Below are 23682 nucleotides of genomic sequence, written 5' to 3'. Positions count from 1 at the left end.
CGTGGTGTGATTCCACGGTAGGAAGCCGCTGCGACTGGGGTCAGGGACCTACGGCCCGACGGCGCCTCGCGGGAGGGCGTGCTTCGTCACACCCTGAGGGCTGGGTCACATCTGGGAGGCGCGAGGAGCCCCCGGCTGCTCAGACGGGTCGCAGGTCCAGCTGCTTGGGTCGCTTGGTCGACTGACCGGCAGCCTTGAGGTCGGCACGCAGCTCGCGCGGGAGCGAGAACATCAGGTCCTCGGTCGCGGTGCGGACCTCCTCGACATCGCCGAAGCCCCACTCGCCGAGCTGGGTGATGACGTCGCGGACCAGGATCTCGGGCACGGAGGCACCGGATGTCAGACCGACGCTCGTGGCGCCGTCGAACCATGCCTGCTGGAGCTCGGATGCCTGGTCCACGCGATAGGACGCACCGGCGCCGGACTCGAGCGCGACCTCCACCAGGCGCACCGAGTTCGACGAGTTCGCGGAGCCGACCACGATGACCACGTCGGCCTGCGGGGCGATCTTCTTGACCGCGACCTGGCGGTTCTGGGTGGCGTAGCAGATGTCGTCGCTGGGCGGGTCGGCGAGCTGGGGGAACTTCTCGCGCAGCAACCGCACGGTCTCCATCGTCTCGTCGACCGACAGCGTGGTCTGCGAGAGCCACACGACCCTCTCGGGGTCGCGGACCTCGATGTCGTCGACCGCCTCAGGCCCGTTGACCAGGGTGATGTGCTCGGGCGCCTCGCCAGCCGTGCCCTCGACCTCCTCGTGGCCCTCGTGACCGATCAGGAGGATGTCGAAGTCGTCTTTCGCGAACCGCACCGCTTCCTTGTGCACCTTGGTGACGAGCGGGCAGGTGGCATCGATCGTGTCGAGGTTGCGAGCCGCCGCCTGCGCGTGAACGGCGGGCGAGACACCGTGCGCGGAGAAGATGACGCGGGCACCCTCGGGCACCTCGTCGGTCTCCTCCACGAAGATCGCACCTCGTTCGGTCAGCGACTCGACGACGTACTTGTTGTGGACGATCTCCTTGCGCACGTAGACCGGGGCGCCGTAGTGCTCCAGCGCCTTCTCGACGGCCTCGACGGCGCGGTCCACCCCCGCGCAGTACCCGCGCGGGGCTGCTAGCAGGATCCTCTTGGGGGTGTTCTCAGTCACCGGGCCAGTCTCCCATGCCTGCTGCGGGAAGGTCTGTGGGCCCGGTCACCCGCGCGGACGCGGGTGTCTGCGCGATGAGGCACGCTAGTGCCGTGACCGAGCAGCCGAGCAGCGGGGCGCCGAGGCAGGCGGAGCGAGCGCCGCTGCCCACGAAGGCGCTGGAGACCAGCGCCGAGAACCCGTGGCCGGTGCGGGTGCTGTCGAGCAAGATCCTCGACTACATCGCGCGGATGCCGAGCGTGTGGGTCGAGGGGCAGATCGTCAGCCTCAACGCTCACAACTCCAGCAACACCGCCTGGGTGACGTTGCGCGACACCGATGTCGACATGTCGATGACCGTGACGCTGCCCAAACGGATGCTCAACGGGCTCGCGAGCATCGGTGAGGGTGCTCACGTGGTGGTGCAGGGCAAGCCCGAGTACTGGGTCAAGCGCGGCACGCTGCAGCTCTCAGGCCGGAGCATCCGCGCGATCGGCGTCGGTGACCTGCTGGCCCGCGTCGAGCAGCTCAAGCGCGTGCTGGCCGCCGAGGGCCTGTTCGACCGGGAGCGCAAGCGGCCGCTGCCGTTCCTGCCGCACCGGGTCGGGCTGATCTGCGCGCCGAGGGCGAAGGCCCACGACGACGTGCTCGTCAACGCGCGCGACCGCTGGCCCGAGGTGGCGTTCGAGATCCGTGAGGTCGCCGTGCAAGGTCCGCGGTGCGTGGACCAGGTCGTCACCGCGATCCGCGACCTCGACGCCCACCCCGATGTCGACGTCATCATCGTCACTCGTGGTGGCGGCGCCGTCGAGGACCTGCTGCCCTTCTCGAACGAGGCGATGATCCGTGCCGCCGCGGCGGCTCGGACACCGATCGTGTCCGCGATCGGGCACGAGACCGACACCCCGCTGCTCGACCTCGTCGCCGACTTCCGGGCATCGACCCCCACGGACGCGGCCAAGCGAGTCGTACCGGACGTGGTCCACGAGCGCGGTGCGCTGTCCGCTGCCCGGCAACGCCTGCGCAGCGTGCTGCGGCACCGCCTCGACGCCGAGCAGCACCGGCTCGCTGCGCTGCGCTCGCGTCCGGTCCTCGTCGACCCCACACGCATCCTGGAGGTGCACACCACCGCCCTCGCCGAGGCCCGTGAGCGCGGCCGGCGATCCCTGTCAGCGAGGGTCACCGGAGCGCATGCACGGATCGAGACCCTCCGGACGGCGTTGCGCACCCTCTCGCCGCAAGCCACCCTCGACCGGGGGTACGCGGTGCTGCGCACCGCTGCTGGCGACGTGGTGCGCTCCCCCGACCAGGTCGCCGTCGGCGAGGGCCTGACCGGCCTGCTCGCACAGGGCAGGATCCACGTGGTGGTCTCGCAGGACGGCGAGGCTGACGAAGAATCTGTTGCAGTGATTGGATGCGAGTCGTGACCGATGCGCCCGACCCCACCACGCTCACCTATGAGCAGGCACGCGATGAGCTGGTCGAGGTGGTGAACCGGCTGGAGTCCGGGGCCGCGAGTCTCGAGGACTCGCTCGCGCTGTGGGAGCGTGGCGAGGCACTCGCCGACCGCTGCCAGAGCGTGATCGACGATGCCCGTCAGCGACTCGCGAACGCGCACGATGTCACGGTCGCCGTCGACGAGAACGAGCAGGAGGACACCGAGTGAGCCACGCTCTCGTCATCGGTGAGGCCCTCGTGGACGTGGTCCACGACGCCTCCGGCAGCACCACCGAGCACCCGGGCGGCTCGCCCGCGAACGTCGCGATCGGGCTCGGGCGCCTGGGCCGTCGCACCCAGCTCGCCACCTGGCTGGCGCGCGACGCGCGCGGCCACACCGTGCTCGACCACCTGCGCGCCTCCGACGTGCACCTGGTGCCGGGCTCCGACGAGGCCGAGCGCACCTCCACCGCGGAAGCAACGCTCGACGACCAGGGCGCGGCCAGCTACACGTTCGACCTGCTCTGGAACGTGCCCGAGGTGCACCTCGACAACGACCTCGCGGTGCTGCACGTCGGCTCGATCGCTGCCACGTTGCGCCCCGGCGCCGATGCGGTGGCCGAGATCGCGCTCGCTGCCCGCGCGCACGCCACGGTCTGCTACGACGTGAACGCCCGGCCCTCGATCATGGGCCAGCCCGCAGACGCGGAGCCGCTGATCGAGCGCGTCGCCTCCCGGTCCGACGTCATCAAGGTCTCCGACGAGGACTTCCGCTGGCTGTACCCGCATCTCGACCCGCTCGACGCCGCGCGCGAGTGGGCGCAGCAGGGGCCGGCGATCGTCATCGTGACCCAGGGCGGGGAGGGGTCGACCGCCTTCACGAGCGGTGGGCTCGAGATCCACGTGGCCGCGCCCGCGGTCACGGTCGTCGACACCGTCGGTGCCGGCGACTCGTACACGAGCGGGCTGATCGACGCGCTCTGGTCGGCCAACCTGCTCGGAGCGTCCCGGCGCGAGGAGCTGCACGCCGCCACCGAGGAGCAGCTGCGGACAGCGATGAGCTGGGCCGCACGCGTCGCCGCGGTCACGGTGTCACGACCGGGCGCCGACCCACCCCGACGCCGAGAGCTGGAGCCGCCACGATGACCTCCCCGATGACACCCGCCCAGGCCTGGGCCGAGCTGACCGCCGGCAACGCGCGGTTCGTCTCCGGCAACCTCGAGCACCCGAGCCAGAGCGTGAACCGGCGCTCCGAGGTCAGCAACGAGCAGCACCCGTTCGCCGTGCTGTTCGGTTGCTCCGACTCCCGGGTGGCTGCCGAGATCATCTTCGACCGCGGCCTCGGCGACATGTTCGTGGTGCGCACCGCGGGCCACGTGGTCGACACCACCGTGATCGGGTCGATCGAGTACGGCATCGACATCCTCAACGCGCCGCTGGTGGTCGTGCTCGGGCACGACAGCTGCGGTGCGGTCGCCGCCGCCCGCGCCGCGCTGGTCACCGGTGAGATGCCGGGCGGCATGATCCGCGCCGTCGTCGACCGGGTCATCCCGAGCATCGTGACCCGGGTGCCCACGGGTGCCGGCAGCAACGGCGAGTCGTTCGACCTCGAGGTACCCGACCCCGCAGAGCTGGGTCGACAGCACCTGCGCGGCACCGTGCGGATGCTGACGAACTACTCGCACGCCCTTGCCGATGCTGTCGCCGAGGGGCGGTGCGCTGTCGTGGGCGCGGAGTACCGACTCGCCGAGGGGCGGATCGACCTCGTCGAGTCCATCGGCGACATCGGCTGAGGGCTAGACCCGCCCGAGCATCCGGCACGCGCCCACGAAGGCCGCGAAGCCCGCTGTCGCAGCGGTGCCGGCCAGCACCGCGTGCGCTCCGCCGTCGATCAGCAGCAGCCCCACGAGCACGGCGACCGCCGCACCCGCGAGGATGAGCGCTGCCCGGCTCGCGTCGATCGTGCGGTGCAGGCGCGGCGTGCTGTGCGAGGTCATCGGTGCTCCTGATCGGCGTGGCTGAGGTCTTCAGCCTCGCCCGATCACGGTGGCGCGGCATCGTCCGCGGGACTCGACCGCCTGTCCTCCTCAGGGGTGAGCTGCACACCGGCGTCATCCCGTTGGTGGATCGCCGCCCCCACGGGTGTCCACCATGCAAGATGGGGGTATGCGACGACGTTTCCCCGCTCCGACCTCGGCGATCGTGGTCGGCGCAGGCATGGTCGGGCTCGCGACCGCGTGGCATCTGCGCCGCGCCGGTCTCGCGGTGCGCGTGGTTGAGGCGGACCGGGTGGCAGCCGGGTCGTCGTGGGGCAATGCCGGCTGGCTGACGCCGCCGATCACCACCCCGCTGCCCGAGCCGGCGATCTTGCGCACCGGCCTGCGCGCGATGTTCTCGGTGACGTCGCCGCTGTACGTGCCGCTCCGACCCGACACAGTCCTGATCCGCTTCTTGCTCGGCTTCCTGCGGCACTCGACCCCGGCCGCGTGGCATCGGGCCATGCAGGCGTACATCCCGCTCAACCACCGGGCGCTCGCGGCGTTCGACGAGCTCTCCGAGGGTGGCGTCACCGAGCCGACGCACGCGGCCGAGCCGTTCCTGGCGTGCTTCGCCGGCGCCGAGGAGCACCGCCTGCTGATGGAGGAGTTCGAGCAGATCCGCGCAGCGGGGCAACCGGTCACGGCTGACCTGATCAGCGGCGCCGAGGTCCGGAGGATCGCGCCAGCCGTCTCCGAGGGCATCGCCAACGCGATCCGCCTGGAGGGAACGCGCTTCCTGCACCCGCCGCACTACCTGGAGGCGCTCGCCTCGGCCGTGCGCCGCGAGGGCGCGACCATCCACGAACGGACCCAGGTCACCGAGGTGTCGGGAGGGAGGCCGTCGACCCCTGCTGGGGTTCGGGTGATGACCGAGGAGGGCGAGGAACGGTGGTCGGCGGACGTCGTGGTGCTCGCCACCGGCGCCTGGCTGGGCCGGCTCGCGCGCCCGTTCGGCGTGCAGACGGTGGTCCAGGCGGGTCGCGGCTACTCGTTCACAGTGCCCGTCGATCCCATGCCGCGCGTGCCGCTGTACTTCCCGATCCAACGGGTCGCGTGCACGCCGTTGGGTGATCGGTACCGGGTGGCCGGGATGATGGAGTTCCGCCGCCCCGGGGAGCCGCTCGACCCGCGCCGGATCGATGCCATCGTGCGTGCCACCCGCCCCCTGCTCACCGGTGCCGACTTCGACGACCGGCAGGACGAGTGGGTCGGTTCTCGGCCCTGCACCCCCGACGGGCTGCCGCTCGTGGGCCCGACCCGCTCACCGCGCGTCATCGCCGCCGGCGGTCACGGCATGTGGGGCATCACGCTCGGCCCTCTCACCGGTCGCCTGGTCGCCGAGCTCGTCACCACCGGCGCGACCCCGGACCTCCTGCGCCCCCTCGACCCGCTCCGCTGACCTCGCGATCTCAGGCGGTGAACGTGTGGGTGCCGCCGGTGACCTCGTGGGTGGTGCCGTCCGGGAGGACGACGTCGGCCGGGACACCCTCGGGGATCGTCACCTCGAGCGTGAACTGGCCGCCCTCGTTCCGCCACGCGGTCTCGATCCGACCCACGCGGGAGTCGTAGCCGGTCCGGGCCCAGTCGATGCCCTCGCCGGGCACGGGCTGGATGCGGATGCGGCGGTAGCCCGGCTCGGCGGCGCGGATGCCCGCGACCACCTGGTAGATCCAGTCCGCCACCGCGCCGAGGGCGTAGTGGTTGAAGGACGTCATCTCGCCGGGGTTGATGCTGCCGTCGGGCAGCATGGAGTCCCACCGCTCCCAGATCGTGGTCGCCCCCATGGTGATCGGGTAGAGCCAGGAGGGGCAGCCCTTCTCCAGCAGCAGCTTGTAGGCGACGTCGGCGTGGCCGTTCTCCGACAACGCCCAGGTCACGAACGGCGTGCCCGCGAACCCGGTGGTGACGCGGTAGTCGCGCTCGGCCACCAGCTCGGCCAGCCGGCCCGCGGCCCATCCGAGCTCGTTCTCCTCCAGCAGCCCGAAGCAGATCGCGAGCGCGTAGACGGTCGCGCAGTCGGACGTGACGCGCTCGTCGGCCACGTAGTGCTCACGGAAGGCCGCCCGGAGCCGCTGAGCGAGCTCGGCCCAGCGCGCGGCGTCGTCAGTCAGCCCCAGCTCGCGCGCTGTCTTCTCGGTGAACGCCACGCTTCGGTAGAAGGACGCCGTCGCGACCACTCCGGTGTCGGCCTTGGCAGCAGCCGGGTCGTCCGGCGGTGCGTCCGGGTCGAGCCAGTCCGCGAGCTGGAAGCCCTCGTCCCACAGCCCGGTCTCCGAGAGCAGCGGGATCACCGACTCGACGTGACCGACCATGCCGGGGTAGTGCGCCGCGAGCCGGTCCCGGTCGCCGTAGGCGTTCCACAGCGCCTCGGGCACCCACGCGGCGGCGTCGGCCCACACGGCCTGCGACGGCATGTCGAGGAACGGCAGCGGCTTCTGGATCAGGTTCGGCTTGAGGTTGTTCGGCACGATGACGGGGACGTAGCCGTGCTCGTCGTGCTTGCCCTCCTCCGCGAGGTCGAGCAGCCAGTTGTGCAGGAAGTCGCTCACGTCGAACTGGAACGCCGAGGTGGCGGCGTAGGCGGCGATGTCGCCGGTCCAGCCGAGTCGCTCGTCGCGCTGCGGGCAGTCCGTCGGCACGGCGAGGAAGTTGCCCTTCTGGCCCCACACCGAGTTGTGCACGAGCTGGTTGACCAACGGCTCGGAGCACTCGAAGTCGAAGGTGCGGCGGATCGCCGAGTGCACGACGACGGCCTCCAGATCCTCCGCACGCAGCTCGCCCGGCCACCCACTCACCTCGGCGTAGCGGAAGCCGTGGAAGGTGAAGGTGGGCTCGAAGGTGTCCACACCCTCGCCCGAGAGCACGAACGTGTCGGTCGCGCGCGCTGACCGCAGCGGCCGGGTGCCGAGCTCGTCGTTCTCGAGCACCTCCGCGTGACGCAGCACGATCTCGGTCCCGGCCGGTCCCTCGGCGCGCACCCGCACCCACCCGACCAGGTTCTGCCCGAAGTCGACCAGTGTCTTGCCCGAGGGCGAGGTCCAGATCTTCTCGGGCGCGAGCACCTCGTGACGGCGCACACCCTCGGCGATCTGGGGCGTCAGCCGGTCGGGGTCGAGCTCGCTGCCCGCGCGCACCGTCAGCGCGGTCGTGCCCTCGGTCCGGAGCCGCGCGTCGATGCGCTGCCCGTGGTAGATCGAGTGCTCGACGACGTCGCACGTGCTCGCCGCCCAGCCCGCCGAGGTGCCGATCACCTGGGTCGCACCGTCGCGGTAGGTGATCCGGAGGGCCGCGAGCACCCCGATCTCCTCGCCGTAGTTGGAATTCGCGCCGCCGAAGCCGAAGTCGCCGCGGTACCAGCCGTTGCCCACGAGCGCCGAGATCTCCAGCTCCTGCCCGGGACCCGTGCGCACCTGTTCGGTGACGTCGTAGCGCTGGTACTGCAACCGCCACTCGTACGAGGTCCAGCCGGGTGCGAACAAGTCCTCGCTCACCGGCGCACCGTCGAGGCTCAGCTCGTAGATGCCCAGTCCCGTCGATGCCGCGACGGCGGAGCTCACCTCGGAGCGGTCCTGGTCGAGCTGGGCCGCGGTGTGGAAGACCACGGCAGCATCCCGGTCGGCATCGGCGGTGATGAACGTCGCGTCGCGAAGCAACGCGAGATCGTCGGCGACGGCGGTCTTGACCAACGGGCTCTCCCTCGAACCGTGCGCGCGCATGCGCAGCATTGAATAGTTTCAATCCGTAGTCTAGATGGTCGATCGCGTGGAGGCCAACGACGCCCTTCGCCCCGCGTGGGACATGCTCCACGCTCGATCACCCGGACGCCGCTGCGCAAGCGCTTGCAGCCGCATCGAGCGTGGAGTCTGTGCCAGCCAGCGCTCGATACCGAGCCGGGCGGGCAGACGGGCTTGACGCGACGCGGCTTACATGGTTCATTAGTCGAGTAACTAACCCACCAACCAGGAGTGCGCATGGTCGAGGAAGGGCGGGCGATCTTCCTGCAGATCGCGCAGAGCGTCGAGGATGCGATCCTCGACGGCTCCCTGGCCGAGGAGGCGCAGGCTCCCTCGACCAACGAGCTCGCCGCATTCCACCGCATCAACCCGGCCACGGCCGCCAAGGGCATCAACCTGCTCGTGGACAAGGGCGTGCTCCAGAAGCGACGCGGGATCGGCATGTTCGTCGCCACCGGCGCCCGCGAGGCGCTGCTCACCGAGCGGCGCACCGGGTTCGCCGACCGATTCCTCGACCCGCTGCTCGCCGAGGCTCGGGCGATCGGCCTCTCCCCCGCCGACGTCGCGGACCTCATCCACCAGCGCACCACATCGACACCAGACCCCCGGAGCACACCATGACCGCCGTCATCGAGGTCGACCACCTCACCAAGCGATACCGCGAGACGCTCGCGCTGGACGACGTCACCGTCACCTTCGCCGAGAACGCCATCACCGGGCTGCTGGGCCGCAACGGCGCCGGCAAGACCACGCTGATGTCGATCATCACCGCGCAGAACTTCGCGACCCAGGGCACCGTGCGGGCCTTCGGCGCCGAGCCGTACGAGAACGCCGCGGTGCTCTCCCGCATGTGCTTCGTCCGGGAGAGCCAGCAGTACCAGGACGAGTCGAAGCCGCACCACGCGTTCGCCGCGGCACGGATGTTCTTCGCGAACTGGGACCAGCAGCTCGCCGAGTCGCTGGTCGAGGAGTTCCGGCTCCCGATGAACCGCACCATCAAGAAGCTGTCGCGTGGCCAGCTCTCGGCGGTCGGCGTCATCATCGGCATCGCCTCCCGCGCGGAGATCACCTTCTTCGACGAGCCATATCTCGGGCTCGACGCCGTGGCTCGCCAGGTCTTCTACGACCGCCTGCTGGCGGACTACGCCAGCCACCCGCGCACGATCGTGCTGTCCAGCCACCTCATCGACGAGATCGCGCACCTCATCGAGAACGTCGTCGTGATCGACGACGGACGCATCATCGTCGACACCGATGCCGAGAGCCTGCGTGGCGAAGCGACCACGATCGTCGGGGAGAGATCCGCCGTCGAGACCTTCACGCTCGGGCGCCGGGTGATCCACACCGACGCGCTCGGCAACACCATGGCCGCCACCGTGCTCGGGCAGCTGACCGAGGCCGACAGGCACGCGCTCACCCAGGCCGGCCTGGACACCGAACCCGTGTCGCTGCAGCAGCTCGTCGTGCGCATGACGCAGCACGCGCACCAGACCTCGCCCATGAACGGAGCCTCACGATGAGCCGCGTCCTTGATGTCGTCCGCATGCACCTGCTCGTGAGGCTGACGTTCGTGACCCTGCCGCTGATCATCCTCGGCGGCGCCTTCGCACTCACCCTGGCGATCTTCGCGCTGATCCCCAGCGACGGCATCAAGATCGCCGGGGCCGGGCAGGCCCCGTTGTGGTACTTCCTGTCGGTCGGCGTGATGGCGCAGACTCGCACGTTCCCGTTCTCGCAGGCGATGAGCACCACCCGCCGGGAGTTCTTCCTCGGCACCATGCTGACCGGGCTGCTCGCCAGCGGTGCTCTCGCCGCCCTCTTCGTGGTCCTCGGGCTCATCGAGAAGGCGACGGACGGCTGGGGCATGAACGGCCGCATGTACTTCATCGACGACTTCGGCGGCGGCAACGTCGCGGTCGCGTTCCTCGCCTACCTGGTGATCGCGATGCTCGCGTTCACCACCGGGCTGACCTTCGCCACGGTCTACAAGCGCTTCAAGGTGCTCGGGCTGTGGGCGGCCATCGCTGGTGTCGTGGTGGCGCTGCTGCTGGCGATCGTCGCCATCACCAAGACGAGCTCGTGGCCGGCGGTCGGGGACTTCCTCATCGACGCCGGCCCGTTGGGCCTCGCCGCGATCGGCGTGGCCGTGATCGCCGTCGTCGGGCTCGCGGACTACCTGGTGCTCCGCCGCACCCAGCCCTAGCCCGGCTCGCCCTCCCACCGAACGGTGGTTCTGCCCGGTATCAGGTCCGATACCGGGCAGAACCACGCGTGTATGCAGGCACCGACCTGCGCGGATCTGGCGGCCTAGAGATCGACGCCTTCCAGGAGCTCTGTGACCAGCGCGGCGACCGGAGACCGCTCGGACCTCGTCAGCGTCACGTGCGCGAACAACGGGTGCCCCTTGAGCGCCTCGATGACAGCAGCGACACCGTCGTGCCGCCCGACCCGCAGGTTGTCACGCTGCGCCACATCGTGCGTGAGCACCACCCGGGAGTCCTGCCCGATGCGCGACAGCACCGTGAGCAGCACGTTGCGCTCGAGCGACTGCGCCTCGTCCACGATCACGAACGCGTCGTGGAGCGAGCGCCCGCGGATGTGGGTGAGCGGCAGCACCTCGAGCATGCCCCGGTCCATCACCTCATCGACCACCTCGCGCGAGACCACGGCGCCGAGGGTGTCGAAGACCGCCTGCGCCCACGGGTTCATCTTCTCGGCCTCGGACCCTGGCAGGTAGCCGAGGTCCTGGCCGCCGACCGCGTACAGCGGGCGGAACACCATGATCTTGCGGTGCTCGTTGCGCTCCAGCACGGCCTCGAGCCCGGCGCAGAGGGCGAGAGCGGACTTCCCCGTCCCCGCTCGCCCTCCCAGCGACACGATGCCGACCTCGTTGTCCAGCAGCAGGTCGATCGCGATCCGCTGCTCGGCGCTGCGGCCGTGCATCCCGAAGATGTCCCGGTCGCCCCGCACCAGCTGGACCTGCTTGTCGGCCGTGACCCGGCCCAGCGCGGATCCGCGGGGCGAGTGCAGCACCAGCCCGGTGTGGCAGGGCAGGTCGCGCAGCCCGTCGGCGGCCACGATGTCGACGACGGCGATCTTCTCCTCGCTCCAGAGCGTCGCCATCTCCTGATCCGTCAGATCTGCCTCGGCCATGCCCTGCCAGCCGGAGTCGACCGCGAGCTGCGCCCGGTACTCCTCGGCGCTCAGCCCGACGGCCGAGGCCTTCACCCGCATCGGCAGGTCCTTGCTGACCACGGTGACGACGTGCCCCTCGGCGCGCAGGTTCGCCGCGACCGACAGGATCCGGGTGTCGTTGTCGCCGAGCCGCAGCCCCGAGGGCAGCACGCTCGGGTCCGAGTGGTTGAGCTCCACCCGGACCGTGCCGCCGCGCTCCCCCACGGGCACCGGTCGGTCCAGGAACCCGTGCTGCTGGCGCAGGTCGTCGAGCGAGCGCAGCGCGCTCCGCGCGAAGTAGCCCAGCTCCGGGTGATGACGTTTGGCCTCGAGCTCGGTGACCACGACGACCGGGAGGACGACATCGTGCTCGGCGAACCGTGTCAGGGCCTTCGGGTCCGAGAGCAGTACCGAGGTGTCGAGCACGAACGTGCGGCGGATGTCAGGTGCAACCTCCGCACCTGTGGGATCCGACGTGGTGATCGGCAGCGTGGGCGTCTCGGACGCAGCTGCGGGGTGCGGAGTGTTCAAGGACTGCTCCTATCCAGGTCGGCGGTCGCCGACACCGGCGAGCGCCGCAGGTGAGGCAGGAGGCAGACACGGACCAGCCGAAACACGCTGTCGCGTATGCCAGCGATGCTCCACGCTTGCCTCCCGACGGTCGACGTGTGTCTCCCGATGTGCGTCACGCTACGACCCCGCGAGCACCCAGCAGGGCACCGGCACGCCCGGATCTGGCGAGAGTTCACCTGCGCGCAACACGGCGCGGGCGGTGCGCGGCGCGCACCGCTCTCCTGCCCGTGCCCGCGACGGCGGCGGCGGCTGGCCTGGGCAGCGTGCAGCAGCTGCTCGGTCAGCGCCCCAACCGGCGCTCGCGGGCGGCGTAGTCGCGCAGCGCGCGGAGGAAGTCGACCTTGCGGAAGGCGGGCCAGTAGGCCTCGCAGAAGTAGAACTCCGAGTGCACGCTCTGCCAGAGCAGGAAGCCACCGATGCGCTGCTCGCCGGAGGTGCGGATGACGAGGTCCGGGTCGGGCTGGCCGCGGGTGTAGAGGTGCTCGGCGATGTGCTCGACCGTGATCGCGTCGGCGAGCTGCTCGAGCGTGACGCCCGCCTTGGCCTGCTCCTTGAGCATCGACCGCACGGCGCCGGCGATCTCGTCGCGGCCGCCGTAGCCGATCGCGCAGTTGACGCCGATGCCCTCGATGTCGGCGGTCGCCGCCTCGGCCGCGTGCAGCCTCGCCACGATCGGCTCGGGCAGCAGGTCGAGCTCGCCGACCACCCGCAGCCGCCACCGCCGGGTCGCGGCGAGCGTCTCGACCGCCTCCGCGATGATCTCCAGGAGCTCGCTCACCTGATCGGGCTCGCGCTTGAGGTTGTCGGTCGAGAGCAGCCACAGCGTCACGAGGTCGACGCCGACCTCCTCGCACCAGGTGAGCAGGTCGACGATCTTGTCGGCCCCGGCCCGGTGTCCCGCCGAGGTCTCCAGCCCCACGGACCGCGCCCATCGGCGGTTCCCGTCGAGCATCAGCCCGACGTGCGCGGGCAGGTTGCCGTTGAGACCAGAGATGATCTGGCGTTCGTACAGTCCATAGAGGAAGCTGACCGGACTCTTCACCGCGCCCCTCTCACGTTCCACGACGACCGGCGCCCAAACTACCGCGCGCCCGAGCCCATCGTCACCTACGGAGACGTAAGTTACTCTTGCGTAGGTTCGCTTGGACCGCCACCCACCCGGAGCAGCACGATGTCCCACGCACGACCCGATCACCCCGGGAGCGAACCCACGCCCGCCGAGCCGAGCAGCGGCCTCCGGGAGGTCGGTGACGACGTCAAGGACGCCGTCGAGCAGGTCGTCGAGATCGTCAAGCCGCGGCTGCGCGGCTGGATCCACGCCGGGCTCGCTCCGTTCGCCCTGCTCTACGGGATCGTGCTCGTGGTGCTCACCCCCGCGGGCACCCCGCGCCTCAGCGTGGCTGTCTTCGCCGTCGCCACCGTGCTGCTGTTCGGCACCAGCGCCGTCTACCACCGCGGCACCTGGAGCGACCGCGTGGCCGCCGTGCTGCGGCGCCTGGACCACTCGAACATCTTCCTCGTCATCGCCGGCACCTACACCCCGCTCGCCACCCTGCTGCTTCCCCCGAGCACCGCCCGCGTGCTGCTGACCGTCGTCTGGGTCGGCGCGGTCGCCGGCATCCTCATGCGGGTGCTGTGGCTGGGTGCGCCACGCTGGCTCTACGTGCCGATCTACGTGGCCCTCGGCTGGGTCGCGGTGTGGTTCCTGCCCGCGTTCGGCCGGTCCGGCGGTCTGAGCGTGATGTGGCTGGTGATCGCCGGCGGGGTCGGCTACACGGTCGGCGCGCTCGTCTACGGTCTGAAGCGACCCGACCCGAGCCCCCGCTGGTTCGGGTTCCACGAGATCTTCCACGTCGGCACGATGATCGGGTACGTCTGCCACGCGATCGCCGTCGGGATCGCCGCGTTCTCCCTGCGCTGACGCCCATGCTCGCCCTAGGGTGACGAACCATGGGCAAGAAGAAGAAGAGCACGAGCAGCGCCGGCTGGTCCGGTGACCCCTCCGAGCTGCTACGCGTGGGCCCCGACTTCGACCTCGCCTCCTTCGACCGCGCGGGCACGCCCGGCTGGGAGGGCGACAAGGATGCCGGCGAGCAGTTCATGGCCCAGCGCGGCGAGGAGCTCTCCGACCTGCAGGAACGCCTGTTCGCCGATGGCAGGAGCGGTGGCACCCGCTCGGTGCTGCTTCTGCTGCAGGGCATCGACACAGCCGGCAAGGGCGGCATCGTGCGGCACGTCATCGGCATGGTCGACCCGCAGGGAGTCGCGCTCGCGAGCTTCGGCGTGCCCACCGCCGAGGAACGCGAGCACCACCACCTGTGGCGCATCCGCAAGGAGCTGCCCGAGCCCGGCAAGATCGGCGTCTTCGACCGGTCCCACTACGAGCAGGTGCTCGTGGTCAAGGTCGACGAGCTCGAGCCCGCCGACGTCAACGAGACCCGCTACGACGAGTGCGTGGAGTTCGACCGCACGATCGTCGAGAGCGGCACCACGCTGATCAAGGTCGCGATGATGGTCTCGCACGCCGAGCAGGGCGAACGCCTCCAGGAGCGCCTCGAGCGTCCCGACAAGTGGTGGAAGTACAACCCCGGCGACGTCGACGTGCGCGAGGAGTGGGACGACTACCAGGCCGCCTACGCCGAGATGCTCGCCCGGACCTCCGTGCCCGAGGCCCCCTGGTACGTGATCCCGGCCGACCGCAAGTGGTACGCGCGGCTCGCGGTCACCGAGCTGCTGCACGGCGCTCTCACCGACCTCGACCTGGGCTGGCCGGCCGCCGACTTCGACCCGAAGGTCGAGCTCGAGCGCCTCGCCGGGACCTCGCGCGCCTAGATCAGGAAGGGACGACGGCGTAGCGCCGGTGCCGTAGCGAGGGCACCATCGTGCGGACCTCGTCCAGGCGTTCACGCGTCAGGTCGGCCACGAGCAGCTCCGGCTGCTCACCGGCAGTGACGAGCTCCTCACCGAGCGGCCCGACGGCAGCACTGCGCCCCGTCCGCCCCTGGCCGCTCTGGCTGGCGAGCAGCAGGTAGCTGGTGTTCTCCAGCGCACGAGCGCGAGCCAGCACCCGGAGCTGGTCGGCCTTGCCGGGCCCGGCCGCCCAGGCGGCTCCGACGGCGAGCACCTGCGCCCCGGCGTCGACGAGCACCCGGAAGGTCTCAGGGAACCGCAGGTCGTAGCAGGTGGCGAGGCCGACCTGCCACCCGTCCACGTCGATCACCACCGGCGCACCCGGCGCGCCCGGGTCCAGTACCTCGGACTCCCGGATCCCGAACGCGTCGAACAGGTGCACCTTCGTGTAGGAACCGCGCGGCTGCCCGTCCGGACCGAACGCGACGGCCGTGTTGCGCAGCCGCTCCCCCGCCGGCTCGAGCGTGCCCGCCACCACCCAGAGCCCGTGCTCGGCGGCTGCCGCGGCGAGCGCCTCGCCGAACGCCTCGTGCCCGTCACCGAGGTCGGGGCGCAGCCGGGCCGCCCATGCGAGGGCGTACTCGGGCAGCAGCACCAGGCGCGCGCCGGCCTCTGCGGCCTGCGCCACGAGCCCGACGGCGGTCGCGGCGTTGGCCACGGGGTCATCCGTCGCGGAGTACTGCCCGACGGCGACGCGCAGGTCGGTCATGAACCCTCGCGACCCGTCTCGCTCGAGTCGGGCGGGACGTCGGCAGGCGTCGTGCTCACGGGCGCGGCGCCGTCGTCGGCTCCTGACCTCGCTGCCGCCTCCCGGGCGGCGTCCTCGGCATCGGCGGCCTCCTCGGCCGCGCGCTTGTCGATGCGGCGCAGGTGCTTGCTCATGCTCAGCACGAGCAGCAGCACGATAACCGCGAGCAGCGCGAACACCATGAAGCCCTCGATGCCCGGGGTGACGGTGGCGTCGTCGGGGATCTGCTGGTCGGCGAGGATCATGCGAGCTCCCGCACGCCCGCGAAGAGGTCGTCCTCGGGGAACGTGGTGTCCACGCGGCTCCGGGCGAGCTCGAACTCCTCGACCGACCAGACCTCCCGCTCCAGCTCGCGGGGCACGGCGAAGAAGACGCCGTCCGGGTCGATCTGGGTGGCGTGCGCGAGCAGCGCCCGGTCGCGGTGGCCGAAGTAGTCGCTGCACTCGATGCGGGTGGTGACCTCGCGCTCGGGCGAGTCGTCCTCGTCCCAGCGCTTGAGCCAGTCCTCGTACGGCGAGGGCTGCTGCTGCGCGAGCAGTGCCTCGTGCACCGATCGCACCCTGGACTTCGAGAAGCCGTGGTCGTAGTAGAGCTTCAGCGGCTCCCACACCGGGCCGGCGTGCGGGTAGGCGGCCTCGTCACCGGCCGCCTCGAACGCCGCGACCGAGACCTTGTGGCACATGATGTGGTCCGGGTGCGGGTAGCCACCGTTCTCGTTGTAGGTGGTCATGACGTGGGGGCGGAACTCCCGCACCACCCGGACGAGTGCCTCGGCGGCCTGCTCGAGGGGCTCGAGCGCGAAGCAGCCCGGCGGCAAGGGCGGCAGCGGGTCGCCCTCGGGAAGCCCCGAGTCGACGTACCCGAGCCAGCGCTGCTGGACGCCGAGCGCGGCCGCGGCGGCTGCCATCTCACGACGGCGCAGGCCCGGCAGGTCCCGCAGCACCTCGGGGTCCTCCTGGAGCCGCGGGTTGAGGACGTCACCGCGCTCCCCACCGGTGCAGGTGACGACCAGCACCTCCACCCCTTCGGCCGCATAACGTGCCATGGTCGCGGCACCCTTGCTCGACTCGTCGTCAGGGTGCGCGTGCACAGCCATCAACCGCAGCGTGGGCTCAGCCACGAATCCTCCGTCGTCCTGCAGGTGCGAGACTGGTGCACGGCCGGAGCCGACCCGGTCTCTCGTCTTCTCCAAGGATGACACGTCATGGCACCCTCACCCGCCCCCGGCTCGACACGTGAGCACGTACGACCGGCCGGCCGCTACGGCGAGAAGCCGGCCCGCCCGGGCGGCAGCTTGCGGGTGGCGGCCGTCGTCGTCGGCCTGGTCGCCGCCGTCGGGCTCGGATGGGTCGCTTGGGGGATGATGCAGCCGAGCGCCGAGGGCGAGGTGGGTCTGTTCACCGCGGTCGACGACGGCCATGTCGAGCTGGTCCTCGAGGTCACCCGCCCGGTGGGCGCCACCGCCGTCTGCACGATCGAGGCGCTCGGAGGCGGCTTCGGTCAGGTCGGGATCGTCGATGTCGAGGTCGAGCCGGCCGACAGCCAGGTCAGCCGGGTGGCCCTGACGATGGCGACCACGGAGCGCGCCAGCATCGCGATGGTCAGGTCCTGCGAGATCGCGTGAGCGCTGGGGCTCTGGCGGCTCACGAGCCGTACGTCGAGGCCAACCAGCTCCACCACGCGGAGGCATCCAGCAGCGGTCCGCCCAGGTCGGCGATCGCCTCGGGGAGCGCCTCGCCCTCGAGGAGGGCATGGTCGGCAGCCTCGTAGACGTCGACGCCGAGAGAAGCGGCGTAGGCGTACATCGTGCCGCTCAGCATGTAGGCGCAGTGCACGGTCTCGACCGGCGTGAAGTCGTCCTGCACGGGGAACTGGCCGTCGAACGGGTTCTCCTCGAGGCACATGCGGATGACCCGGCCGGCGTAGGTGCCCTCCTTGCCGAACTCGCCGTCGCCGGTGTACAGCCCCTCGTTGTACGTGGCCCAGCCCTCCATGACCGGGGAGCCCGGCCAGGACTGCTGCGGCACGTTCGTGGTGTGGATGGCGTGCACGAACTCGTGCACGATGGTGTCCTGCGTGTCCTCCGGGCCGTACAGCAGGCCGTTCGGGCCGATCGTGAGGACGCCGCCTGCGTTGACGCTCGGGCCGCCGGTGGCGATGGAGGCCAGCACCTCGTCGCTGGCGTAGGGGCGCCGTTGCGGGAACATCGTGCCCGCACGATCGGCTACCCAGCCGGTGGTGTCGGAGATGAACCAGTCGTTGAAGCGACCAGCATCCTCGGTCACGAAGGTCGTGAACCGCTCGGCGTTGGCGATGCCCTGCTCGCGCGCGAAGGTCTCGATCACCCAGGTGGCACCGGCGTCACCGAGCGGTGCGATCCGATCGACCAGCTCCCGCTCGTCGGCGTAGCCCGCCATCACCGAGTGCTCGGTCACCACGGCGTACAGCGGCTCCAGGTCCCACGGCGCTGCGGTGCCCACGACCTCCCAGCCGCTGATGACGCCGCTCTCGCCGTCGTCGGTCACCCGGATGGTGGCGCGGTAGATGTTGCTCGGGGCGTAGGAGAGCCCGGCGTCGGGGTGCTCGCTGGCCTCCGGGATCGTCGGCGAGCCCGCGGTCGCCGCTCCGAGCGTCACCCGCAGCTCGATCGTGTCGTTCTCGTAGGTGTCCAGCTGCCCTGGGGCGAGCGAGATCGCACCGACCTCCCACCGCAGCACGTCCATGTTGTCCCACCACAGGTTCAGCGCGGCTGCCGCATCGCCCTCGACGAAGCGGAAGAACGCGCCGCGATCGCGTGCGGCGAGCGCATCGTTCATTCCGGCGAGCATGTGCGCGCCGGTGAAGGTGCCGGAGGAGGCGGTGTTGGGCTGCCCGTACCCGTCGTCGACGGGCTGGGTGGGGCCGTCCGAGGTGCCCACTCCTGTGGGGTCGCCGCCTGGGTCGTTCGTCAGCGCGGGGATCGCGAAGACCGCCACGACGGCGATCACCAGCACCGCTGCCATCGCCCACATCCACCCCGGGATCCCCCGCTGCGGCGGCCGCGAGGGCGGCGGGAACTGCGGCGTGGGGTACTGCGGCATCTCGCCGTACCGGTATCCGTACTCGCCGCCCGCCCGCTGCGGCGTGTACTGCGGCTGCTGCCACTGCTGCTGAGGCGCTTGCGCGGGCCACTGCTGCTGGACCGGGGCCTGCTGAACCGGGGCCTGCGGCTGAACCGGGGCCTGCGGCTGCTGGACGGCGGGCTGCTGGGGCCACTGCTGCTGCCCTGGCTGCTGCCACTGCTGCTCACCTGGCTGGGGCCACTGCTGCTGGGGTGCCTGCTGCGGGTGCTGCTGCGCAGGACCCTGTGCCCCCGGCGGAGGAGTTGCCGTCATCGCCCTGCGCCCGCCCTTCCCCCTGAGCCCGTGCCGGACCAGTTCGTCGTCCTGTGCCAACGCTGCCCAGCCGGGCTGCTGCAGCCGCAGACTATCGTGCCCGGCGCGCCCGTCGCCCAGGAGTTCGCGGCGTTGCTAAACTGTCCGTTCACCCGCCTGGCGACAGCCCGAGCCAGCACCGAAGTCGTAGTGTCCGAGCAGAACGCTTGCTCGGCTCGGCCCGGAGCTGACCGCCGGCGGGTTTCGCCATAGGTCCGCAAGCCGTGCGGGCTTGGCGCCCTCGAAGCAAACAAGGAGTACCCGCGTGTCCGAGACGACGACCTGGCTCACCCAGGAGAGCTATGACCGCCTGAAGGCCGAGTACGACCACCTCACAGCCGTGGGTCGCGCCGAGATCGCCGACAAGATCGAAGCGGCTCGCGACGAGGGCGACCTCAAGGAGAACGGTGGCTACCACGCCGCTCGTGAGGAGCAGGCCAAGCAGGAAGCCCGTATCCGCCAGCTCGACGACCTGCTGCGTAGCGCGCAGGTCGGCGAAGCGCCTGCCGATGACGGCATCGTCGAGCCCGGCATGGTCGTGACCGCGACCGTCGGCGGCGAGAAGATGACCTTCCTGCTCGGCTCGCGCGAGGTGGCCGGTGACACCGACCTCGACGTGTACTCCGCGTCCTCGCCCCTCGGCGCGGCCATCCTCGGCCACAAGGCCGGCGACACGGTCGAGTACAGCACCCCCGCCGGGTCGAAGATGAAGGTCAAGATCACGAAGGCCACGCCCTTCAAGGGCTGAGCGCTCGAACGAGCACCCGGCGCCGCACGGCGTCGGGTGCTTGTTCTTTTCCCGACCACCGTGCTCGACGACGATCGCGGCGCTGGTCAGCCCGGCAGCACCTGGTACCCGGCGGCATGGAGCCGCTCGATCACCTCCGTGCAGTGCTCGGCCCCGCGGGTCTCGATCTCCACGGCGATGTCCACCTCGTCGACGGCGAGGGTGGGGTCGGTGCGTACGTGCCCGACGTTGAGGACGTTGCCGCCCTGGGCTGCGAGCTCGGCGAGGAGCCGGGCCAGGTGCCCCGGGGTGTCCTTGGTGCGAACCTTGACCTGCAGGTACCGACCGGCAGCCACCAGTCCGTGCTGCAGCACCCGCATCAGCACCAACGGGTCGACGTTGCCGCCCGAGAGCACCACCACGACCGGTCCCTCCCACCGACCCGGATGGTGGCGCAGCGCGGCCACCCCCGCGGCGCCCGAGGGTTCGACCACCAGCTTGGCGCGCTCCGTGAGCAGCAGCAGCGCTTGGGACAGCTCCTCCTCGGAGACCGTCTCGACCCATTGCACCTCGCGAGCCACGATGTCGAGCGGCACCTCACCGGGACAGCCGATCGCGATGCCATCGGCCATCGTCTGCATCTGGGCGAGCGCCACCGGGCGCCCCTGCGCGAGCGAGTCGGGGTAGGCGGCTGCGCCCTCGGCCTGCACCCCCACGATGGTGACGTGCGGGCCGAGCGCGCCGTGCAACGCCGTCGAGACCCCGGCGAGCAGACCGCCGCCACCGGTCGGGACGATCACGGTGCGGACATCGGGCACCTGCTCGGCGATCTCGAGGCCGAGCGTGGCCTGGCCGGTGACGATGTCGAGGTGGTCGAACGGGTGGATGAGGGTGCGGCCGGTCCGCTCGGCCTCGGCGTACGCCTCCACGAGCGCTTCGTCGACCGTGCTGCCGTGCATCCGCACGGTGGCGCCGTAGCCCTTGGTGGCGGCGATCTTCGGCAACGCGGCACCCAGCGGCATGTAGACGACCGCGTCGATGCCGAGCGCCGCGGCTGCGAGCGCAACACCCTGCGCGTGGTTGCCCGCGCTGGCTGCGACCACGCCGCGCGCCTGCTGCTCCTGCGTGAGCCGCGACATCCGCAGGTAGGCACCGCGGATCTTGAACGATCCGCCGCGCTGGAGGTTCTCGCACTTGAGCACCACCCGCGTGCCGGCGATCCGCGAGAGCGCGGCGCTCTCCTCGACCGGTGTCCGGGAGATGACGTCGGCGAGCGTCGCAGCGGCCGCTCGGACGTGCTCGATCCTCAGGTCTGCTGCCACCGTCTGGTCAGCTCCTCGAACTCGCCCTTGAGTCGGTCAGGGATGGGGTCCTTGCCGTTGAGGTACTTGATGGCCGTGTTCGCGACGGCGATGAGCGGAACCGCGAAGAGGGCACCGACGATCCCACCGACCAGGGTGCCGGTCGCGACGGCGAGCAGCACTGCCACGGGGTGCAGCCGCAACGCCTGGCTCATGAGCAGCGGCTGCAGCAGATTGCCCTCGACCTGCTGGACGAACAGCACGGCCGCGAGCATGAGCACAGCGGTGAGGATGCCGCCGTCGACGAGGGCGACGGCGACGGCCACGCTCCCGGTGACGAGGGCACCGATGATCGGGATGAACGCCCCGACGAACACCAGGATGCCCAGCGGGACCGGCAGCGGCACCCCGAGCAACCAGGCGAACAGCCCGATGCCGATGCCGTCGACGAACGCCACCAGGATCTGCGTGCGCGCGTACGTCCCGAGGCTGATCCAGCCGCGGAGCCCCGCACCGTCGATCCGGGCGCGCGCCACGCGTGGGAACAGACCCACCACCCAGGTCCAGATCCTGCGACCCTCGAGCAGGAAGAAGAAGAGGCAGAACAAGGCGATGAGGGCGCCGGCGGCGATGTGCCCGGCCGACGTCGTCAGCGACAGGGCACCCGAGACGATCGCTTCGGAGTTGGAGCTGAGCTGTTCCTGCAGCTGGTCGACCCAGCTGCTCAGGGTCGCCTCGTCGAGGCGCAAGGGGCCGGAGCTGAGCCAGGCCAGGGCGTCGTCGAATCCCGCGGTGGCCTGATCCCTGAGCGCAGGGAACCCGTCCGCGATCGAGCTGCCGGCCAGCGTGACCAGCCCGCCGACCACCGCGATCACCCCGACGAGGGTCGTGAGAACGGCCAGGACGCGCGGGAACCGGAAGCGCCGGCACAGCCACCCGGTCAGCGGCGCGAGCAACGAGGCGAGCAGGGTCGCGACCAGCACCGGCACGACCACGGTCTTCAGCCACACCAGGCCGGCCACCACGAGAGTCACGCCGATGACGATGAGGATCAAGCGCCAGGACCACTCCGAGGCGGCACGGACGGGCGCCGGGACGGACGAGCGGTGCGCTTCTTGGAGCGTTGCGGTGTCGGTGGGGCGGGTCGTCAGCGGCGAGGTCTCCCGCACCACCACGACGTCACGTGAACGTCCACTGCGGAGCCAACCCATGGGGTGCAGCCTAGGTCACCGCGAGCTGCCCGCCGGGGGAACAGCAGCGGTGGTGGCCACGTTGTCCCTGATGGCGCCGCACCCGGCGGCGACCAGAGGAGGACCCGCGATGATCTTCGGCCGACCGACCACCATGGTGACCCGCGAGCAGGCTCTGCCCGGCCACGCCGAGCGGCCGTTCACGGTGCCGCCCACCCACGCGGTCCTCGGCTCTGCGCTGGAAGGCCCCTGGCCCGAGGGCAGCCGCACGCTGTACGTCGCGATGGGCTGTTTCTGGGGTGCGGAGCGCATCTTCTGGCGGCTGCCCGGCGTGGTGAGCACCGCCGCCGGCTACATGGGTGGCTACTCGCCGAACCCCACCTACGAGGAGACCTGCACGGGGCGGACCGGCCACACCGAGGCGGTGCAGGTTGTCTACGACCCGGCCGTAACCGACGTCGAGCACCTGCTCAAGGCGTTCTGGGAGAACCACGACCCGACGACGCCCAACCGTCAGGGCAACGACATCGGCACCCAGTACCGCAGCGCGATCTACTGGACCGACCCCGCCGACGAGGCCGTGGTGAGAGCGAGCCGGGAGGCGTTCAACGCCGTCGTGCACGAGCACGGGTTCGGCGACATCACTACCGAGCTGCGGCCGGCCGCCGATGCCGGTCCGTTCTACTACGCCGAGGACTACCACCAGCAGTATCTGCACAAGAACCCTGGTGGCTACTGCAACCACGGGCCGAACGGCATGACCTGCCCGGTCGGGATCGTGCGTCAGGACCAGCTGCCCAGCCAAGACTCGGTGCTCGGGCGGGAGTAGCCCCGCACAACAGACAACCGTGTCCTGCGCATGTACGTGAGACGAGCGCAGGACACGGTGGGGGTCAGGGGCGGCTCAGCGGGCGTCGAGCACGTCGACGACGAACACGAGCGTGTCGTCGCCGCGGATCCCCGCGCGGGGGTTGCCCATGGGGCCGTAACCGTCCTGCGGCGGGATGCTGATGAGCACGCGGGAGCCGATCTGGGCGCCCACGAGGCTGCTGTCCCAACCGGAGATGACACGGCCGACGCCGATCGGGAAGCCGATCGAGCTGCCGCGGTCGTAAGAGTTGTCGAACACGCTGCCGCCCCACACCTGGCCGAGGTAGTTGACCTCGATCGTCTGGCCGGCCTCGACGACGGCGCCGGTGCCCTGCTCGAGGACCTGCACCTGCAGGTCGGCCGGCGGCTGGTCGGCCGGGAACGTCAGCTCGGGCTTGTCGCCGAAGGAGCCGCTTGCGGTGGGAAGAGTCGCAGTCATGACC

Annotated in this window: 25 protein-coding genes; 13 read left to right on the top strand and 12 right to left on the bottom strand. The window is 70.7% G+C overall.

Features of this window, described 5'->3' with window-relative positions:
• Positions 1–139: 139 nt before the first annotated feature.
• Entirely contained in the window at positions 140–1144 is a 1005-nt protein-coding gene (locus GPA03_RS09735; RefSeq protein ID WP_156251777.1) for a 4-hydroxy-3-methylbut-2-enyl diphosphate reductase, read from the bottom strand.
• A gap of 92 nt (positions 1145–1236) precedes the next feature.
• Here GPA03_RS09735 and xseA point away from each other — a divergent pair, with 92 nt between their 5' ends.
• Genes xseA through GPA03_RS09715 form a run of 4 tightly spaced genes read left to right on the top strand, consistent with a single transcriptional unit; the run spans position 1237 to position 4353 of the window.
• Positions 1237–2550 (top strand): exodeoxyribonuclease VII large subunit, encoded by a 1314-nt coding sequence (xseA, locus tag GPA03_RS09730; RefSeq protein WP_241681204.1) that lies wholly within the window; start codon positions 1237–1239, stop codon positions 2548–2550.
• Positions 2538–2789, top strand: coding sequence for an exodeoxyribonuclease VII small subunit (locus GPA03_RS09725; RefSeq protein ID WP_156251775.1), 252 nt, complete (start codon positions 2538–2540; stop codon positions 2787–2789). The genes xseA and GPA03_RS09725 overlap by 13 nt, the downstream gene beginning before the upstream one ends.
• Positions 2786–3706, top strand: a complete 921-nt coding sequence (locus GPA03_RS09720; protein ID WP_156251774.1) for a carbohydrate kinase family protein — start codon at positions 2786–2788, stop codon at positions 3704–3706. Before GPA03_RS09725 ends, GPA03_RS09720 begins: the two co-directional genes overlap by 4 nt.
• Positions 3703–4353 (top strand): carbonic anhydrase, encoded by a 651-nt coding sequence (locus GPA03_RS09715; RefSeq protein ID WP_241681202.1) that lies wholly within the window; start codon positions 3703–3705, stop codon positions 4351–4353. Before GPA03_RS09720 ends, GPA03_RS09715 begins: the two co-directional genes overlap by 4 nt.
• A 3-nt stretch (positions 4354–4356) precedes the next feature.
• Here the strand turns inward: GPA03_RS09715 and GPA03_RS09710 are convergent, their stop codons facing one another.
• Positions 4357–4557, bottom strand: coding sequence for a hypothetical protein (locus GPA03_RS09710; RefSeq protein WP_156251773.1), 201 nt, complete (start codon positions 4555–4557; stop codon positions 4357–4359).
• Positions 4558–4726: 169 nt separating this feature from the next.
• Between GPA03_RS09710 and GPA03_RS09705 the strand changes: the two genes are divergently transcribed.
• A complete protein-coding gene (locus tag GPA03_RS09705; RefSeq protein ID WP_156251772.1) occupies positions 4727–5998 on the top strand; it encodes an NAD(P)/FAD-dependent oxidoreductase in 1272 nt (423 codons plus the stop codon).
• A gap of 10 nt (positions 5999–6008) precedes the next feature.
• On the opposite strand, the gene GPA03_RS09700 is transcribed toward GPA03_RS09705, so the two are convergent.
• Positions 6009–8315: a family 78 glycoside hydrolase catalytic domain gene (locus GPA03_RS09700; protein ID WP_156251771.1), complete on the bottom strand. Its 2307-nt coding sequence runs from the start codon at positions 8313–8315 to the stop codon at positions 6009–6011.
• Positions 8316–8570: 255 nt separating this feature from the next.
• On the opposite strand from GPA03_RS09700, the gene GPA03_RS09695 reads away from it, so the two are divergent.
• The 3 genes from GPA03_RS09695 to GPA03_RS09685 are packed head-to-tail and all read left to right on the top strand — an operon-like array spanning position 8571 to position 10536.
• Positions 8571–8954: a GntR family transcriptional regulator gene (locus GPA03_RS09695; RefSeq protein ID WP_156251770.1), complete on the top strand. Its 384-nt coding sequence runs from the start codon at positions 8571–8573 to the stop codon at positions 8952–8954.
• Positions 8951–9853, top strand: a complete 903-nt coding sequence (locus tag GPA03_RS09690; RefSeq protein WP_156251769.1) for an ATP-binding cassette domain-containing protein — start codon at positions 8951–8953, stop codon at positions 9851–9853. The genes GPA03_RS09695 and GPA03_RS09690 overlap by 4 nt, the downstream gene beginning before the upstream one ends.
• A complete protein-coding gene (locus GPA03_RS09685) occupies positions 9850–10536 on the top strand; it encodes a hypothetical protein (RefSeq protein WP_156251768.1) in 687 nt (228 codons plus the stop codon). Before GPA03_RS09690 ends, GPA03_RS09685 begins: the two co-directional genes overlap by 4 nt.
• A 104-nt stretch (positions 10537–10640) precedes the next feature.
• Here the strand turns inward: GPA03_RS09685 and GPA03_RS09680 are convergent, their stop codons facing one another.
• Together GPA03_RS09680 and GPA03_RS09675 are read right to left on the bottom strand one after the other, a co-directional pair.
• A complete protein-coding gene (locus tag GPA03_RS09680; protein ID WP_156252012.1) occupies positions 10641–11996 on the bottom strand; it encodes a PhoH family protein in 1356 nt (451 codons plus the stop codon).
• A gap of 364 nt (positions 11997–12360) precedes the next feature.
• Positions 12361–13122: an isoprenyl transferase gene (locus GPA03_RS09675; protein ID WP_156251767.1), complete on the bottom strand. Its 762-nt coding sequence runs from the start codon at positions 13120–13122 to the stop codon at positions 12361–12363.
• A gap of 129 nt (positions 13123–13251) precedes the next feature.
• Between GPA03_RS09675 and trhA the strand changes: the two genes are divergently transcribed.
• Together trhA and GPA03_RS09665 are read left to right on the top strand one after the other, a co-directional pair.
• The gene (trhA, locus tag GPA03_RS09670) at positions 13252–14001 is read left to right on the top strand and encodes a PAQR family membrane homeostasis protein TrhA (protein WP_156251766.1); all 750 of its coding nucleotides are present in this window, start codon (positions 13252–13254) and stop codon (positions 13999–14001) included.
• A gap of 29 nt (positions 14002–14030) precedes the next feature.
• Positions 14031–14912, top strand: a complete 882-nt coding sequence (locus GPA03_RS09665) for a PPK2 family polyphosphate kinase (protein WP_156251765.1) — start codon at positions 14031–14033, stop codon at positions 14910–14912.
• Position 14913: 1 nt separating this feature from the next.
• Here the strand turns inward: GPA03_RS09665 and GPA03_RS09660 are convergent, their stop codons facing one another.
• The 3 genes from GPA03_RS09660 to mca are packed head-to-tail and all read right to left on the bottom strand — an operon-like array spanning position 14914 to position 16834.
• Positions 14914–15699 (bottom strand): nitrilase-related carbon-nitrogen hydrolase, encoded by a 786-nt coding sequence (locus GPA03_RS09660; RefSeq protein ID WP_241681199.1) that lies wholly within the window; start codon positions 15697–15699, stop codon positions 14914–14916.
• Positions 15696–15983, bottom strand: a complete 288-nt coding sequence (locus GPA03_RS09655; RefSeq protein ID WP_194239510.1) for a hypothetical protein — start codon at positions 15981–15983, stop codon at positions 15696–15698. The genes GPA03_RS09660 and GPA03_RS09655 overlap by 4 nt, the downstream gene beginning before the upstream one ends.
• Positions 15980–16834 (bottom strand): mycothiol conjugate amidase Mca, encoded by an 855-nt coding sequence (gene mca / locus GPA03_RS09650; RefSeq protein ID WP_156252010.1) that lies wholly within the window; start codon positions 16832–16834, stop codon positions 15980–15982. Before mca ends, GPA03_RS09655 begins: the two co-directional genes overlap by 4 nt.
• A 108-nt stretch (positions 16835–16942) precedes the next feature.
• On the opposite strand from mca, the gene GPA03_RS09645 reads away from it, so the two are divergent.
• Positions 16943–17362, top strand: a complete 420-nt coding sequence (locus tag GPA03_RS09645) for a DUF4307 domain-containing protein (protein ID WP_156251764.1) — start codon at positions 16943–16945, stop codon at positions 17360–17362.
• 19 nt (positions 17363–17381) lie between these two features.
• On the opposite strand, the gene GPA03_RS09640 is transcribed toward GPA03_RS09645, so the two are convergent.
• The gene (locus tag GPA03_RS09640; RefSeq protein WP_156251763.1) at positions 17382–19112 is read right to left on the bottom strand and encodes a hypothetical protein; all 1731 of its coding nucleotides are present in this window, start codon (positions 19110–19112) and stop codon (positions 17382–17384) included.
• 304 nt (positions 19113–19416) lie between these two features.
• Here GPA03_RS09640 and greA point away from each other — a divergent pair, with 304 nt between their 5' ends.
• Entirely contained in the window at positions 19417–19899 is a 483-nt protein-coding gene (greA, locus tag GPA03_RS09635; protein ID WP_156251762.1) for a transcription elongation factor GreA, read from the top strand.
• A gap of 86 nt (positions 19900–19985) precedes the next feature.
• Here the strand turns inward: greA and ilvA are convergent, their stop codons facing one another.
• Both ilvA and GPA03_RS09625 read right to left on the bottom strand, forming a co-directional pair.
• On the bottom strand, positions 19986–21200 hold the full coding sequence (gene ilvA / locus GPA03_RS09630) for a threonine ammonia-lyase (protein WP_241681195.1): 1215 nt from the start codon (positions 21198–21200) through the stop codon (positions 19986–19988).
• Positions 21185–22390: an AI-2E family transporter gene (locus tag GPA03_RS09625; RefSeq protein ID WP_156251761.1), complete on the bottom strand. Its 1206-nt coding sequence runs from the start codon at positions 22388–22390 to the stop codon at positions 21185–21187. The genes ilvA and GPA03_RS09625 overlap by 16 nt, the downstream gene beginning before the upstream one ends.
• Positions 22391–22499: 109 nt before the next feature.
• On the opposite strand from GPA03_RS09625, the gene msrA reads away from it, so the two are divergent.
• On the top strand, positions 22500–23198 hold the full coding sequence (msrA, locus tag GPA03_RS09620; protein WP_156251760.1) for a peptide-methionine (S)-S-oxide reductase MsrA: 699 nt from the start codon (positions 22500–22502) through the stop codon (positions 23196–23198).
• A 75-nt stretch (positions 23199–23273) separates the two neighbouring features.
• Here msrA and GPA03_RS09615 read toward each other — a convergent pair whose 3' ends face one another.
• Entirely contained in the window at positions 23274–23678 is a 405-nt protein-coding gene (locus GPA03_RS09615) for an FKBP-type peptidyl-prolyl cis-trans isomerase (protein ID WP_156251759.1), read from the bottom strand.
• Between the last annotated feature and the right edge of the window lie 4 nt (positions 23679–23682).

The sequence above is a fragment of the Pseudactinotalea terrae genome (genome assembly GCF_009733845.1).
GTDB lineage: Bacteria > Actinomycetota > Actinomycetes > Actinomycetales > Beutenbergiaceae > Pseudactinotalea > Pseudactinotalea terrae.
The sequence above is the reverse complement of the archived record's forward strand: the minus strand, read 5'-3'. Positions and strand labels throughout refer to the sequence as shown.

What these genes read in the sequence shown, in the direction of transcription:
- trhA (WP_156251766.1), top strand. Translation starts at nt 13,252, where the DNA reads ATGTCCCACGCACGACCCGATCACCCCGGGAGCGAACCCACGCCCGCC.
- GPA03_RS09625 (WP_156251761.1), bottom strand. Translation starts at nt 22,390, where the DNA reads ATGGGTTGGCTCCGCAGTGGACGTTCACGTGACGTCGTGGTGGTGCGG.
- msrA (WP_156251760.1), top strand. Translation starts at nt 22,500, where the DNA reads ATGATCTTCGGCCGACCGACCACCATGGTGACCCGCGAGCAGGCTCTG.
- GPA03_RS09705 (WP_156251772.1), top strand. Translation starts at nt 4,727, where the DNA reads ATGCGACGACGTTTCCCCGCTCCGACCTCGGCGATCGTGGTCGGCGCA.
- GPA03_RS09615 (WP_156251759.1), bottom strand. Translation starts at nt 23,678, where the DNA reads ATGACTGCGACTCTTCCCACCGCAAGCGGCTCCTTCGGCGACAAGCCC.
- GPA03_RS09695 (WP_156251770.1), top strand. Translation starts at nt 8,571, where the DNA reads ATGGTCGAGGAAGGGCGGGCGATCTTCCTGCAGATCGCGCAGAGCGTC.
- GPA03_RS09640 (WP_156251763.1), bottom strand. Translation starts at nt 19,112, where the DNA reads ATGACGGCAACTCCTCCGCCGGGGGCACAGGGTCCTGCGCAGCAGCAC.
- GPA03_RS09665 (WP_156251765.1), top strand. Translation starts at nt 14,031, where the DNA reads ATGGGCAAGAAGAAGAAGAGCACGAGCAGCGCCGGCTGGTCCGGTGAC.
- GPA03_RS09655 (WP_194239510.1), bottom strand. Translation starts at nt 15,983, where the DNA reads ATGATCCTCGCCGACCAGCAGATCCCCGACGACGCCACCGTCACCCCG.
- GPA03_RS09690 (WP_156251769.1), top strand. Translation starts at nt 8,951, where the DNA reads ATGACCGCCGTCATCGAGGTCGACCACCTCACCAAGCGATACCGCGAG.
- GPA03_RS09700 (WP_156251771.1), bottom strand. Translation starts at nt 8,315, where the DNA reads ATGCGCGCGCACGGTTCGAGGGAGAGCCCGTTGGTCAAGACCGCCGTC.
- GPA03_RS09715 (WP_241681202.1), top strand. Translation starts at nt 3,703, where the DNA reads ATGACCTCCCCGATGACACCCGCCCAGGCCTGGGCCGAGCTGACCGCC.
- GPA03_RS09685 (WP_156251768.1), top strand. Translation starts at nt 9,850, where the DNA reads ATGAGCCGCGTCCTTGATGTCGTCCGCATGCACCTGCTCGTGAGGCTG.
- mca (WP_156252010.1), bottom strand. Translation starts at nt 16,834, where the DNA reads ATGGCTGTGCACGCGCACCCTGACGACGAGTCGAGCAAGGGTGCCGCG.
- GPA03_RS09725 (WP_156251775.1), top strand. Translation starts at nt 2,538, where the DNA reads ATGCGAGTCGTGACCGATGCGCCCGACCCCACCACGCTCACCTATGAG.
- GPA03_RS09660 (WP_241681199.1), bottom strand. Translation starts at nt 15,699, where the DNA reads ATGACCGACCTGCGCGTCGCCGTCGGGCAGTACTCCGCGACGGATGAC.
- GPA03_RS09645 (WP_156251764.1), top strand. Translation starts at nt 16,943, where the DNA reads ATGGCACCCTCACCCGCCCCCGGCTCGACACGTGAGCACGTACGACCG.
- GPA03_RS09710 (WP_156251773.1), bottom strand. Translation starts at nt 4,557, where the DNA reads ATGACCTCGCACAGCACGCCGCGCCTGCACCGCACGATCGACGCGAGC.